We start from the raw sequence: 12,823 nt of genomic DNA, 5'->3' as shown, positions 1-12,823 counted from the left end.
TCGCTGCATTGCTGCTGCGATGCGAAGAACGAAATTATGCCGCGCGTACCTGACGCTGTCAACAGCTTCAAGCAAAAATCTTCGCAGGCATGCTGCCGGCATGAGCCCGGCCTAAACCTATTGTGGGCCACCCCTCCGCATGAAATCCACCTGCGCCGGCCGCCCGGGCAATTGCAGGGCCGCCGTCGCCGGCGGCGTGCAGGCGATGGTCTTGCCGGCACGCAGCACGCGCAGCCGCGTGGCGCGCAGCCGGATCGCCTCGACCGGGTCGCGCGCCTGCAGCAGCACCAGGTCGGCCCGGCAGCCCGGCGCGATGCCGTAGCCGTCCAGGCCAAGGATTTGCGCCGGCGTCGCGGTCACCGCGGCAAAGGAGGCCCGCATCGCCTCCTGCCCGGTCATCTGCGCCACATGCAGGCCCATGTGCGCGACTTCGAGCATGTCGCCCGAGCCCAGGCCGTACCACGGGTCCATCACGCAGTCGTGGCCGAAGGCAACCGGCACGCCCGCCGCCAGCAATTCGGGCACGCGCGTCATGCCGCGGCGCCTGGGGTAGCTGTCGTGCCGGCCCTGCAGCGTGATGTTGATCAGCGGGTTGGCGATCGCCGCGACGCCGGCCTCGCGCATCAGCGGGATCAGCTTGGACACGTAGTAGTTGTCCATCGAGTGCATCGAGGTCAGGTGCGAGCCGGCCACGCGGCCATGCAGGCCGAGGCGCACCGTCTCGCTCGCCAGCGTCTCGATATGGCGCGACAGCGGGTCGTCGCTTTCATCGCAATGCATGTCGACGCGCAGCCCGCGCTCGGCCGCAAGCTCGCACAGCAGCCGCACCGACTCCGCGCCCTGCGTCATGGTGCGCTCGAAATGCGGGATGCCGCCGACCACGTCCACGCCCATGTCGAGCGCGCGCGTCAGGTTCTGCATCGCGCCGGGGGCGCGCAGCACGCCGTCCTGCGGAAACGCCACCAGTTGCAGGTCGAGGTAGGGACGCACGCGCTCGCGCACGTGCAGCAGCGCTTCCACCGCGAGCAGGCGCGGATCGCAAACGTCGACATGCGAGCGGATCGCCAGCAGCCCGCGCGCCACGGCCCAGTCGCAGTAGGCCAGCGCGCGTTCGACCAGCGCCTCCTGCGTCAGCATCGGCTTGAGTTCGCCCCACAGCGAAATCCCTTCTAGCAGCGTGCCGGACTGGTTCACGCGCGGCAGCCCGTACGACAGCGTCGAGTCCATATGGAAATGCGCGTCGACGAATGGCGGCGTCACCAATTGGCCGGCGGCATCGATTTCCTCGGCAGCGCGCGCGGCCAGCGCGGGCTCCACCGCGGCGATGCGGCCATCGGCAATGCCGATATCGATGCCGGTGCGCCCGTCGGGCAGGTTGCAGTGCCGCAGGATCAGGTCGAGCATGGCGTGTCTTGACGGGAAAGGTTAGGACAAAAAGCACAGCCGCATGATCGCATGGCCCCGCGGGGCGCAGGTAGCGCGTGCGAACGGTACGGACGATGCGCTCACCCCTGCCCGTCAGCCAGCACCTGCATGGTCATGGCCTCGGGCGCGAGGCCGCAACCGCGCAGCAGCAGCGCCACCAGATGCTCGGTCGCCTGCGCATAGTCCTGCCGCCCCAGCCGGCTCACGCCGAGCACTGCGCAGACCTGCGACTCGAAATCGGCATAGGTCTGCGTTGCGGCCCAGATGGTGAAGAACAGGTGCTGCGGGTCCACCGGCGCCATCTGGCCGCTGTCGATCCATTGCTGGACCACCGCGGCCTTGCGCGCCACCAGTTCGCGCAGCGCATGGCGCAGGATCTCGCCGATCTCCGGCGCGCCGTGCAGCAGCTCGTTGGCAAACACGCGCGAGGCATCGGGATGGCTGGCGGACAACCGCATCTTGGCGCGAATGTACTGCTCCAGCGCCACCTGCGGCGGAAGGTCGGCGCGGATGATGTCGGTCTCCGACAGCCACAGCTGCAGCGTGTGGGCCAGCACCGCGCGGTACAGCGCCTGCTTGGTGCGGAAGTAGTAGTGCAGGTTCGACTTGGGCACGCCGGCGCGCGCCGCGATCTCGGCCATGGTGGCGCCGGCAAACCCCGCGCGCGCGAACACGTGCTCGGCCGCGCGCATGATCATGGCCTGGTTCTCCTGCCGGATGCGGCCGGCGGGACTTTCGTGCGCAAGCTGCGCGCCGCGCATCGACAGCGGCCGGCGCGATGGAGCGCTGGCGCGCGGGTCCATCAGCGTGTGCCGTAGAGGCGGTCGCCGGCATCGCCCAGGCCGGGCACGATATAGCCGTGCTCGTTGAGCGTGTCGTCGATCGCGGCGGTGACGATGCCGACCTCGGGGTGCGCGGCACGCAGCGCGCGCAGACCCGGACGCGAGGCGATCAGGCACACGTATTTCATGGTGGTGACGCCCGCTTCCTTCAGCCGGTTCAGCGCGGCTATGGCCGAGTTGCCGGTGGCCAGCATCGGATCGACCACGATGACCATGCGCTCGTGTATATCTTCCGGCATCTTGAAGTAGTACTCGATCGGCTCAAGCGTCTCGGGGTCGCGGTATAGCCCGATATGGCCGACGCGCGCCGCCGGCAGCAGCTCCAGCATGCCGTCGATGAAGCCATTGCCGGCACGCAGGATCGACACCAGGCACAGCTTCTTGCCCGACAGTATGCGCGACTGCGTCGGCGCGATCGGGGTGCGGATGGCGATGGTCTCCATCGCCAGGTCGCGTGTGGCCTCGTAGGTCAGCAACTGGCTGATCTCGCGCACCAGGCGCCGGAAATTGTCGGTGGTGGTTTCCTCGCTGCGCACCAGCGTGACCTTGTGCTGCACGAGCGGGTGGTCGACGACCAGCACGCCGGGCACGCCGGCAGCGTCGTCGTCGCGGGTGGCTGCAGTGGGAACAGCGGTGGGAACAGCGGCTGGTACAGCGGACATGTCGTTCATGGGGACGCTCCTGATGCCATGTTTGATGCCACGTTATCCAACGCAAACCTTGCCGATTGCGCAAGCAATGGTGGCGGGCGCGCGGGGCGCCCGCCATGCTCAGAACACGGTGCCGTCGCTGATGATGCTGAACGGCGGTGCACCGCCCGGGCGCCGCTTGGCGGCAATGCGCCGGCCCGCGGCCCAGGTGCCGCCCTCCAGCACGCGCGCCAGCGGGAAGCCGGCTTCCGCCAGCCCCAGCGCCTGGCGCACGCCATCGGCCACCAGGTCCAGGCCAGTCACGGTCAGCGCGCGCCATTCGACGATCACGGGCTCGTCCACCGCATGCGGCTCGGCGGCAAAAGACGCATCGCGCGGCACCATCAGTTCGAAGTCGAACAGCAGGCCGCCATTGCGGTATTCGGGCAGCCCGGTCAGCGCATCCAGCCCGGTGACCGTCAGGCCCGCGTCCTCCAGCGGCTCCAGCAGCGAATAGGTCAGCCACTGCGTGAGCTTGTGGAACGGCACCAGCCCGCCGGGCGCGGCCGGATGGCGCCAGCAATCGCCCAGCGACACACCCTCGATCACGATCCGCCCCGGCCACACCGGCCCCAGCCCCACCAGCAGCGTACGCAGCAGGAAGCTGGCATCGAGCCGGTCGTTGACCGCATGCGCCTTCAGGTAGTCGAACAGGTTGCCCAGCCGCGCCGGCCGCCCGAACAGCGCCGGCGTCGCTTCCATCACCTCGCCCAGCCGGCGCAGCAGCCCGGCGCGGCCTTCGAGCCCCACCAGCGGGTTGTGCTGCGCCACCTGGAAGGCGTGGGCGATGCTGTCGGCATCGATGCGCTGCAGCCGCTCGGCATCCGCGCGCAGCGGATCGCCGGGCGCCGCGGAGAAGCCGCCGCGTGCGAACAGGTCGAAGCTGGCCACGCCCAGTCCCTCTGAACGTGTCAGCACCAGGTCGCTGGCCGGATCGCGGTAACGCCAGTCGGGGCCAGCGCCGGCGTCGAGCAGTACGCTCGGGATCACCAGGTCGATACCGATGCGCGCGCGCTCTTCGCGGTGCTCGGGCCCGCTCAGGCCGGCGCGCTCGCACAGCACCTGCCAGCGGTCCGCGCGCTGGTCGACGCCGCCGCTCTCGAAGTGGCGCCAGCGGCTGTGGTAAGGCACCTGCAGGTCCGGATAGCGCTGCCGGATCGTGCTGGCCACGTAATCGGCGATCGCGTGGACACGGTCGGGATGCCAGGTGAACAGCTCGGACGCGCCGCCGGCCACGTGCTCGGTGACCGCCGCGCAATGCGTGCGCACCGCCTCCGCGCACAGCAGCCCGGAAGCGGGGTGCCCTTCCGGCACCGGGCTGAGCCAGCCCGCGCCCGGACGCATTTCCTCGCCTGCTCCCCGACGTTCCATGCCGTCACGATCCTCTTCGGGATACATTGTCATTCGTTCAACCCCCTGCCCTTTGCCAGGGCCAGTTCATCGGCATCCGGCGGCGTGTAGTGCGTAAAGTAGCCCGCCGCCACCTTGGCGTCGATCTCGACACGGGCATCGGCCGGGATCAGGGCTTCGGGGATCGCCACCTGCTCGACCACCTCGATGCCCTGCGCCACCAGCGCGCCATGCTTCATGTTGCTCATCGACGCCCAGCGGTCGATGCGGCGGATGCCCAGCCAGTGGAACACATCCGGCATCAGCTCCTGGAAACGCATGTCCTGCACGCCTGCCACGCATTCGGTGCGGGCAAAGTAAGTCTCGGCCCGGTCGCCGCCCGCCTGCCGCTTGCGAGCGTTATAGACCAGAAACTTGGTCACCTCGCCCAGCGCGCGGCCTTCCTTGCGGTTGTAAACCACCAGCCCGACACCGCCCTGCTGCGCCATCTCGATGCACACCTCGATGCCATGCGCCAGGTAGGGCCGGCAGGTACAGATGTCTGACCCGAACACGTCGGATCCGTTGCATTCATCGTGCACGCGGCAGGCCACTCTTGTTTCTGGCTTGCCGAGTTGACTGACGTCGCCGAAAAAGTACAGCGTCATGCCGCCGATAGGCGGCAGGAACACTTTCAGGTCGGGCCGCGTGACCAGCTCCGGGAACATGCCGCCGGTCTGCTCGAACAGGCCGCGCCGCAACGCGCTTTCCTTGATGCCGAAGCGCGCCGCCAGCCCCGGCAGGTACCAGACCGGATCGACCGCCGCCTTGGTCACGCGCACGTCGCCATTGGCATAGAGGATGCTGCCGTCGGGGGTCAGCCGGCCGGCAGCAATCGCCGAGATCAGCTCGGGCATGTTGATATGGGCGCGCGTGATGGCAATGGTCGGGCGGATGTCCACTCCCGCCGCGATGCGGTCGGCGAAGACGGAGGAAACAAGGTGGCCCCAGGGATCGAGCGAGACGATCTTTTCCGGATCGGCCCATTGCGGGTGCGGGCCGATCGACTCCGCGGGGGCGGTGTCGGTCAGGTCTGGCCGATGGTCGCGCTGCAGCGACCCCGAGGCCACCGCCAGCGCGCGGTATATGGCATAGGCGCCGGCGTGGGTGCCGATCACGTTGCGCTGCGCGGGATTCGCCAGGCTGGCGATCACCGGTCCGCGTTCGGCCGCGGTGGGCGCACCCCAGTGGATCGGCTCGGCCGGCTTGTCGCGGCGCGCGTGCGAAGTGAGGACGATATGGTCGGACATGGCACCCTCGGTTCCCGATGGAATCCTGACCAAATGGTCAGGTTTACGATTCCATACTAGGCAACGTTCATGCCATCGCCCAATGCCGGTTTACGCGAGTTTTGCCGCGCTCTGTATGGCGCCGTACGCAAGCGCAGCGCAGGCATGCACGCAGGGAGTGCCGGCAGCATGACACCGCCGGTGCACGCGCACCAGCAGGAGGCAGCCTGCCGCACGCGCAGGGGTTGCAAGCCTTACACGGTAGGACGGCTCGCCGAGCCGCGCGAGTCAGACAGCCATGCCCTCGCCGCGCGCAGCGCTGCCAGGGGGCTTGCGCTTTCCACGTAGCGATGGAACAGCGCGCCCGCAACGTTGCTCAGCGCCCACGCAGCCGCCATACCCAGCGCGTTCAGCACCGGCTGCCCCGGCGCAAGGTTCGACACCAGCACATTGACCAGCAGGCACACCGGGAAGTGCACCAGGAAAACCGAATAGGAAATGCGGCCAAAGAAACCCACCACATGGCCGCGCGGCCAGCGCTCCATCCAGCCGCCGCGGCGGGCCACCGCCAGCAGCAGCGCGGTGGCCAGCGCTATGGCGATACGCAGGCGGAAATCGACGATCAGCGCCGCCAGCGCCACCGCGCAGAGCACCAGCAGCGGCATCGCCGATCGGCCCGGGTTCGAGGCCCACCATGCCAGCGTGCCCATGCCATAGGCGCCGAAGAAGTACACCGCCCAGATATCCCAGGCGGCATCGCGGTTGAACCAGAACAGCGACGCGACCGCCAGCAGCGCCACCACGCCGATGCCGGCCGCGGCGCCCGCCTGCGCCTGGCGCGGCGCAAAGGCGCGCGCGGCCCACAGCGCCACCAGCAGCAGGCCGAACAGCTGGAGGTCGATCGCGACGTACCAGACTCCGGCCGAGAGGGCCTCGACATCCAGCACGTTATGCAGCAGCGTAAGGTGCGCCAGGAACTGCGTCAGGTGCGCTGGCGCAGGGATCGATTCATGGATCATCCACTGCCGCGCCAGCGCGGCGCCGGCAATGCTCAGCAGCAGCGCCGCGGCGAAGGGCACCACCAGCTTCAGGTAACGGCGCCACAGCATCGCCAGCGGGTGTTCGCGGATTTCCAGCCGGCCGTGCGGCGCCAGGCTGCGCGCCGCGAGGAAGCCGCTGATCACCAGGAACACCTGGACCGCGATGCGGGCATAGTCATACAGCCAGTCCACCAGCCCCGGCGCGAGACGGTATGCGGTGTCGGACATCGGGCCGTAGAAAGCGAGATGGTGCAGCACGATCAGCTGAGAGCTGACCGCCTTGAGCGCGTCGATGCAGGGCAGGCGTGACGGACGGGGGCTCATTGTTCTTTGGAATCTGACAAAGCGCACGAAAGGCGGGATTCTACCTGTTTGCCCTGATTGACATGTGGCGTCATGTCCACAAATTGCGGATTGGTTACACACTGGCAGCGATTGTTTCCGATTGCTTGCCGCGCCATTCATGTCTCACCAGAGAAGCATTTGCTTATGACGACTTTATCCTTCGCCGAGCAAAGACCCGGGTATACCCTAGCGTTTTTGCCGCGCCTGCGGTTAGCTCTCCGGTTTGCTCGAATGTCCGTCCCTGCCCTGTCTTCCCTGCTCGCCCGCTTGTCTAATGCGCGTCGCCCCCTGGCGGCGCTCGCCTTCGGCGTCATGGTCACCGCGCTGGCCCCGGCTGCGGCCCATGCCCAGCCGCAAACCCCCGTGCTCGACAAGATCCGCGATTCCGGCACCATCGTGCTGGGCTATCGCGAATCGGCACTGCCCTTTTCCTTTGCCGACGACAAGGGCCAGCCGGCCGGCTATGCGGTCGACCTGTGCCTGCGCGCTGCCGAAGCCGCGCGCCAGAAGCTGGGCCTGAAAGACCTGAAGGTGCGCTGGATGCCGCTGACGCCGCAAAACCGCATCCCCGCGGTGGTCAACGGCCTGGTCGACCTCGATTGCGCCCCCAACACCAACTCGCTCGAACGTCAGAAGCAGGTGGCCTTCAGCGTCTCGCACTATGTCTCGACCGTGCGCATGCTGGTCCGCGCCGACTCTGGCATCCGCACGTTCGGCGACCTGCGCGGCAAGACCGTGGTCACCAGCGCGGGCTCGACCGGCGACCGCCACGTGCGCCGGCTGAAGGGCCAGTATGGCTACCACGACGTCTACGCCAAGGACCATGGCGAGTCGTTCCTGCTGCTGGAATCCGGCCGCGCCCAGGCCTTCGTGATGGATGACGTGCTGCTGGCCGGCCTGCGCGCGCGCGCCAAGGATCCGTCGCAGTACGTGATCGTGGGCCCGTCCCTGTCGATCGAGCAAAATGCGCTGATGTTGTCCAAGGCCGACCCGGAATGGAAGCGCCTGGTCGACCAGACCCTGGGCGTGGCCTTCACCGGCCAGGACGTGATCGCGCTGCAGAAACGCTGGTTCCAGCAGCCCATCGGCAGCCGCGGCATCAACCTGGCGCTGGCGCCGTCGGGCGAGGTGCGCGCCGCGTGGAAGCACCCGTCGGACGCCGTCACCGAGTAACTCCGGTTCACACCGGGAGAGCCGGAACCGGAACCGGTCCGGGGCCGCAATTCAGGATTTCCATGAGAGTGCCGCGCCGGGCAAGCCCCAAGTTGACAGCGACGAACGATGTTGGCGACACTGGCCCGAGCCGTCCCCGTGTGGGACAGGCCACATACACGACCGCCCGACGGCGGCATTTCTCAGGAGAAATCATGAACAAGTTTGTCGCGACCGCGATCGCGCTCTGCCTCGGCGCTGCCTCGCTGGCTGTCCACGCGCAGGGTACCGGCAAGAAGCAGTTCGATCCGTATTCCCAGGGTGCCAAGTCGGGCGAGAAGTTCGACCCGTACTCCCAGGGTGCCAAGTCCGGCGACAAGTTCGACCCGTACAGCCAGGGCGCGAACAAGAGCACGCGCAGCGACCTGAACCCCGCCGCACCGGCCACCGAGCAGAAGCCGGCCAAGAAGTCGTCCAAGAAGTCGTCCAAGAAGAAGGCCGCTCCGGCGCAGGCTGCCAGCTGAACCGCAACGGCTCCGACGAAAAAACCCGCCGAGGCGGGTTTTTTTGCGCCCTGCGCAGGCCAAAGCCTGCTCAAAGCCGTTCCGAAGCCCGTTCAAGGCATCTGCGTGTCGCGCTCCAGCGCGGTGACGTCGATGCGCTGCACCTTGCCATCCTGCCTCACCTCGGTGCGCAGCACGAAGGCATCGGACGGGCAGTACCAGTCGGTCACATGCATCACCGAAGGCTCGACCTGCACCACTTCCTCGCCCACCAGCACAGGCCCCAGCGACGTGCGCTTCTCATAGGTGATCGGCAGGCACTCCTTGCGCCCCATGACGGTCTCGATCATCTGGCGGCGGCCAACCTGGCGCGAGCCGATGTGGATCGACGCATGCAGCGCGCGCATGGTGCTGACCACTTCGCCGGAGCCGAGCGGGTAGACCTTGAGCGATACGCTGGACTGGAACGTCTCGCCGTCGAGCGTGCTGCCTTCGCGCAACTCCAGGCCGGCGTAGTTGAAGACGCCCTTGCCCCGGAACGAGGCTTCGCCGTACATGCGCGCATAGCGGGCCCGGGCGTTGATGATGGCATGCTGGCTTTCGATGCTGGTCTCGTCATTCGGCGTGCGCCGGTCGATCACGACCTCATGCACCTGCTCCATGATCACCGGCGGCCCCATCAGCGCCGACATCGCGGACTTGGAGCTGACCGTCAGCTGCGCGCGGCATCCGGATGCGCTGCGGCCGACGTCGCGCAGCGTCATGCGGATCGACATCGGCAGGGCGCCGTCGCCCTCCATCTGCACATGCGAGCCGGAACGGAACCAGGGCGCGTTGCAGAGCACCGCCGCTGCCGACGCGGCCATCTGCGTGGCGGCCACCTGCGCCGCGGCGCTGACCGCGGTCGCGGCGGCAGCGCCGGCGGGCGCGGCCGGCTGTGCCGCCGCCGGCATGGCCAGACACAGGCCTGCCAGCGCGGCAAGATTTGCAAGCCGGTATTGCTGCGCCTTTGTCTTCACATGAATCCCTGTCTAGAATGTCTTGGCGCCCCCGATAGCGCCCGGCCTGCCAGACGACCGCCTGGTCACTCAGATTATTCGTGTTTTTCGTGCAAGTGGCTATCTCGCTGATAACTTATCGGCGGCCCGCACCACCGTCCGCGATCGCCGGGCTGTTTCCGTGCACCGGCCCCCCGCGCGCGGGCCCAGAGGAGGTTCCATGCTTCAGTACTACGCGAAACTATGGTGGGTGGTCGCCCTGCGCGGCCTGTTTGCGCTGGTATTCGGCGTCTGCGCGTTCTTCGCGCCGATCGCCACGCTGGCCGCGCTGGTGATCGTGTTCGGCGCGTTTGCCGCGGCCGACGGGCTGATGGCGCTGGTCATGGCCATCTCCGGCAAGGACCGCGAGACCAGCGACCGCTGGATCCTTGCGCTGCAGGGCCTGCTCGGTCTCGGCGTGGGCGCGCTGACGTGGTTCAGCCCGGCCATCACCGCGCTGTCGCTGCTGGTCTATATCGCGGTATGGTCGCTGGCCACCGGCGTGCTGCAGATCGTCGCGGCGATCCGGCTGCGCAAGGAGATTCCCAACGAATGGTGGCTGATCCTGACCGGGCTGGTCAGCATCGCCTTTGCCTTCCTGGTGCTGTGGCAGCCGCTGGCGGGGGCGCTGGCGGTGCTGTGGATGATCGGCGCCTGGGCCATCGTGTGCGGCGTCCTGCTGCTCGGCGTCGCGTTCCGCCTGCGCCGCGCGCGTCCTGCCGCGGCAGGCATCCAGGCGGCCTGAACGCCATCCGGCGGGCCCACCGGCCCGCCCGCCGCTGGCTTTGCGACTGACGGGTCACCCCGACACCGTGCTACCATTGCCCGCCGCGCGTGCCCACGCGGCGGCTCTGGCCTCCCATGCGCCTGGCAGCCGCATCGGCGCGGCCATCCCGCATGACTTGCGGCTGGTTCTGAAAAAGCCGCCAGCGCCTGTCCACCAACGGACCGCGCAATGCGTTGTGATGGCTTGCCGTCGTCGTGCACCCACGCAAGACCATCCCAATCCGTCGTTTTTCCAGGAGCTCCATGCGTAGTTCATCGACCTCGCGGTATGCCGGGCTGTCAGTAGGTGCCACCACCACCAGTGCCGTCGTGCTGGTCAGCCTCGCCATCCTGCTGGTCTGGTTCGGCACGCTCGATATGCGCCACCTGCTGCGCTCGGACGAGGGCCGCTACGCCGAAATCGCGCGCGAGATGTTTGTCACCGGCGACTGGGTGACGATCCGCTACCACGAGCTCAAGTACTTCGAGAAGCCGCCCTTCCACCTGTGGGTGACCACGCTGGCCTATACGCTGTTCGGCGTCGGCGACTGGCAGGCGCGCCTGTGCGTGGCGTTGTCCGGCCTGCTTGGCCTGGGCGCAACCATGCTGGCCGCGGCGCGGTGGTATGGGCAGCGCGTGGCGCTGCTGGCCGGGCTGGCGCTGGTGGCGGCGCCGATGTGGAATGTCGCCGGGCATTTCAATTCGCTGGACATGACCCTGGCGGGAGCGATGGCGTGCGTGCTGGCCTGCATGCTGATTGCGCAGCACCCGCACGCCACGCCCGCCGCGCGCCGCAACTGGATGCTGGCTTGCTGGGCCGCCATGGGCGTGGCGGTGCTGGTCAAGGGGCTGGTCGGGCTGGCGCTGCCCGGCCTGGTGCTGGTGATCTATACCGTCGCCACGCGCGATTTTGGCCTGTGGCGCAGGCTCCATGTGCTGGCCGGCATGGCGGTGCTGCTCGCGGTCACCGTGCCGTGGTTCTGGCTGGTGTCGGTGCGCAACCCTGAGTTCCCGCATTTCTTCTTTATCCACGAGCACTGGCAGCGCTACACCTCGAACGTTCACCAGCGCGAAGGCAAGATCTGGTTCTTCGTGCCGCTGCTGCTGGCCGGATTCCTGCCCTGGCTGGGGCTGGCGCCACAGATGTGGCAGGCGGTGCGCGAGCGCGCCGGCGTCGCGCGCGGCACTACGCCGCGGCCGTTCCAGCCCGCGCTGCTGGCGGCGCTGTGGGCCGCGGCGATCTTCGTGTTCTTCAGCCTGTCCGGCTCCAAGCTGCCGGGCTATATCGTGCCGATCTTCCCGGCGCTGGCGCTGCTGGCGGGCGTGGCGCTGGACACGGTCACGGAACGCGCGTGGCGCTGGCAGGTCAATGCCGTGATTGCGCTGGCGGTCATCGGGCTGCTGGCGTGCCCCTTCGTCGCCATGCTGGACAAGCCAAGCACGCCCAATGCCGTGTACCGCGAATTCACCCTGTGGATCGCCATTGCCTTTGCCATCATGCTGGCCGGGGCCATCGCTGCGCGGCGGCTGTTGCGCACGCGCGGCGTATTTCCCAGCATTGTGGTGTACGCGCTGGCGATGTTCGCCTGCTGCACGGTGGCGCTGCGTGGCCACGAGGCGATGGGGCGGCCCGGCTCCGGCGCGGACCTGGCGCCGGCGATCAATGCAGTGCTGACGCCGCAGATGCCGCTGTACAGCGTCGGCATGCTGGACCATACGCTGCCGTTTTACCTGCGCCGCACTGCCATCATGGTCGCGCATCAGGACGAACTGGAATTCGGCATCGGCCAGGAGCCGCAGAAGTGGATCCCCACCATCGACGGCTTTATCTCGCGCTGGCAGGACGGCCAGCGCGCCGTGGCGATCATGATGCCCGAGACCTACAAGATGCTGGCGGCGCGCGGCGTGCCGATGCACCGGATCGGCGGCGATCGCCGGCGCGTGGCGGTCGCCAACTTCGCCCTGCCGGGCGAAGGCCCGCACGCGCCATCCCAAGGACAGTAACTTTGCACCACCCGGCGCCATGACGCTCTCGACTTTCCTGTTTATCGTTACCGGCGTGCTGCTCAACGCAGCCGCCCAACTGCTGCTCAAGGCCGGCGTCAACACCATCGGCGCGATCACGCTGGATCGCGGCACGCTGCTCGTCACGGCACTGCGCGTGCTGACCCAATGGCCGGTGCTGGCCGGCCTGACGCTGTACGTGGTCAGCGTCGGCGTGTGGATCGTGGGGCTGTCGCGCGTGGACGTGTCGGTCGCCTACCCGATGCTATCGCTCGGCTACGTGGTCAACGCGCTCGCCGCCTGGTGGCTGTTCGGCGAGATGATCGGTCCCTTGCGCGTGGCCGGCATCCTGCTGATACTGGCTGGCGTCTTCCTGATCGCCCGTTCGTGACCGGGCTGTCCT

Annotated in this window: 12 protein-coding genes; 5 read left to right on the top strand and 7 right to left on the bottom strand. The window is 68.0% G+C overall.

Features of this window, described 5'->3' with window-relative positions; translation table 11 throughout:
• Positions 1-117 precede the first annotated feature (117 nt).
• From AC5WJ1_RS26160 to AC5WJ1_RS26135, 6 genes are all read right to left on the bottom strand, one after another.
• Positions 118-1,404: an amidohydrolase family protein gene (locus tag AC5WJ1_RS26160; RefSeq protein WP_434034567.1), complete on the bottom strand. Its 1,287-nt coding sequence runs from the start codon at positions 1,402-1,404 to the stop codon at positions 118-120.
• A gap of 101 nt (positions 1,405-1,505) precedes the next feature.
• Complete coding sequence (locus AC5WJ1_RS26155) at positions 1,506-2,228, bottom strand: TetR/AcrR family transcriptional regulator (protein WP_240745814.1); 723 nt, start codon at positions 2,226-2,228, stop codon at positions 1,506-1,508.
• Positions 2,228-2,938 (bottom strand): uracil phosphoribosyltransferase, encoded by a 711-nt coding sequence (gene upp, locus AC5WJ1_RS26150; protein WP_135702858.1) that lies wholly within the window; start codon positions 2,936-2,938, stop codon positions 2,228-2,230. The genes AC5WJ1_RS26155 and upp overlap by 1 nt, the downstream gene beginning before the upstream one ends.
• A gap of 99 nt (positions 2,939-3,037) precedes the next feature.
• Complete coding sequence (locus tag AC5WJ1_RS26145; protein ID WP_240745815.1) at positions 3,038-4,327, bottom strand: URC4/urg3 family protein; 1,290 nt, start codon at positions 4,325-4,327, stop codon at positions 3,038-3,040.
• Positions 4,328-4,356: 29 nt separating this feature from the next.
• Positions 4,357-5,595: a GTP cyclohydrolase II gene (locus tag AC5WJ1_RS26140; protein WP_135702860.1), complete on the bottom strand. Its 1,239-nt coding sequence runs from the start codon at positions 5,593-5,595 to the stop codon at positions 4,357-4,359.
• 233 nt (positions 5,596-5,828) lie between these two features.
• Complete coding sequence (locus tag AC5WJ1_RS26135; RefSeq protein ID WP_135702861.1) at positions 5,829-6,938, bottom strand: acyltransferase family protein; 1,110 nt, start codon at positions 6,936-6,938, stop codon at positions 5,829-5,831.
• A gap of 252 nt (positions 6,939-7,190) precedes the next feature.
• Between AC5WJ1_RS26135 and AC5WJ1_RS26130 the strand changes: the two genes are divergently transcribed.
• The gene (locus AC5WJ1_RS26130; RefSeq protein ID WP_195427839.1) at positions 7,191-8,132 is read left to right on the top strand and encodes an amino acid ABC transporter substrate-binding protein; all 942 of its coding nucleotides are present in this window, start codon (positions 7,191-7,193) and stop codon (positions 8,130-8,132) included.
• A gap of 194 nt (positions 8,133-8,326) precedes the next feature.
• The gene (locus AC5WJ1_RS26125) at positions 8,327-8,635 is read left to right on the top strand and encodes an amino acid ABC transporter permease (RefSeq protein WP_133094468.1); all 309 of its coding nucleotides are present in this window, start codon (positions 8,327-8,329) and stop codon (positions 8,633-8,635) included.
• Between the two features lie 92 nt (positions 8,636-8,727).
• Here AC5WJ1_RS26125 and AC5WJ1_RS26120 read toward each other — a convergent pair whose 3' ends face one another.
• Complete coding sequence (locus AC5WJ1_RS26120) at positions 8,728-9,633, bottom strand: hypothetical protein (protein ID WP_135702863.1); 906 nt, start codon at positions 9,631-9,633, stop codon at positions 8,728-8,730.
• A gap of 199 nt (positions 9,634-9,832) precedes the next feature.
• On the opposite strand from AC5WJ1_RS26120, the gene AC5WJ1_RS26115 reads away from it, so the two are divergent.
• From AC5WJ1_RS26115 to AC5WJ1_RS26105, 3 genes are all read left to right on the top strand, one after another.
• Complete coding sequence (locus AC5WJ1_RS26115; RefSeq protein WP_135702864.1) at positions 9,833-10,396, top strand: HdeD family acid-resistance protein; 564 nt, start codon at positions 9,833-9,835, stop codon at positions 10,394-10,396.
• A 284-nt stretch (positions 10,397-10,680) separates the two neighbouring features.
• Positions 10,681-12,420 (top strand): glycosyltransferase family 39 protein, encoded by a 1,740-nt coding sequence (locus tag AC5WJ1_RS26110; protein ID WP_494476696.1) that lies wholly within the window; start codon positions 10,681-10,683, stop codon positions 12,418-12,420.
• A 19-nt stretch (positions 12,421-12,439) separates the two neighbouring features.
• Entirely contained in the window at positions 12,440-12,811 is a 372-nt protein-coding gene (locus AC5WJ1_RS26105; RefSeq protein WP_133094463.1) for an EamA family transporter, read from the top strand.
• Positions 12,812-12,823: the final 12 nt, after the last annotated feature.

This window comes from Cupriavidus sp. MEYA8, from assembly GCF_059278825.1.
The sequence above is the reverse complement of the archived record's forward strand: the minus strand, read 5'-3'. Positions and strand labels throughout refer to the sequence as shown.

Excerpts from the sequence above, each read along its gene's own strand:
- AC5WJ1_RS26160 (WP_434034567.1), bottom strand. The coding sequence starts at position 1,404 with ATGCTCGACCTGATCCTGCGGCACTGCAACCTGCCCGACGGGCGCACC.
- AC5WJ1_RS26155 (WP_240745814.1), bottom strand. The coding sequence starts at position 2,228 with ATGGACCCGCGCGCCAGCGCTCCATCGCGCCGGCCGCTGTCGATGCGC.
- upp (WP_135702858.1), bottom strand. The coding sequence starts at position 2,938 with ATGAACGACATGTCCGCTGTACCAGCCGCTGTTCCCACCGCTGTTCCC.
- AC5WJ1_RS26145 (WP_240745815.1), bottom strand. The coding sequence starts at position 4,327 with ATGGAACGTCGGGGAGCAGGCGAGGAAATGCGTCCGGGCGCGGGCTGG.
- AC5WJ1_RS26140 (WP_135702860.1), bottom strand. The coding sequence starts at position 5,595 with ATGTCCGACCATATCGTCCTCACTTCGCACGCGCGCCGCGACAAGCCG.
- AC5WJ1_RS26135 (WP_135702861.1), bottom strand. The coding sequence starts at position 6,938 with ATGAGCCCCCGTCCGTCACGCCTGCCCTGCATCGACGCGCTCAAGGCG.
- AC5WJ1_RS26130 (WP_195427839.1), top strand. The coding sequence starts at position 7,191 with ATGTCCGTCCCTGCCCTGTCTTCCCTGCTCGCCCGCTTGTCTAATGCG.
- AC5WJ1_RS26125 (WP_133094468.1), top strand. The coding sequence starts at position 8,327 with ATGAACAAGTTTGTCGCGACCGCGATCGCGCTCTGCCTCGGCGCTGCC.
- AC5WJ1_RS26115 (WP_135702864.1), top strand. The coding sequence starts at position 9,833 with ATGCTTCAGTACTACGCGAAACTATGGTGGGTGGTCGCCCTGCGCGGC.
- AC5WJ1_RS26110 (WP_494476696.1), top strand. The coding sequence starts at position 10,681 with ATGCGTAGTTCATCGACCTCGCGGTATGCCGGGCTGTCAGTAGGTGCC.
- AC5WJ1_RS26105 (WP_133094463.1), top strand. The coding sequence starts at position 12,440 with ATGACGCTCTCGACTTTCCTGTTTATCGTTACCGGCGTGCTGCTCAAC.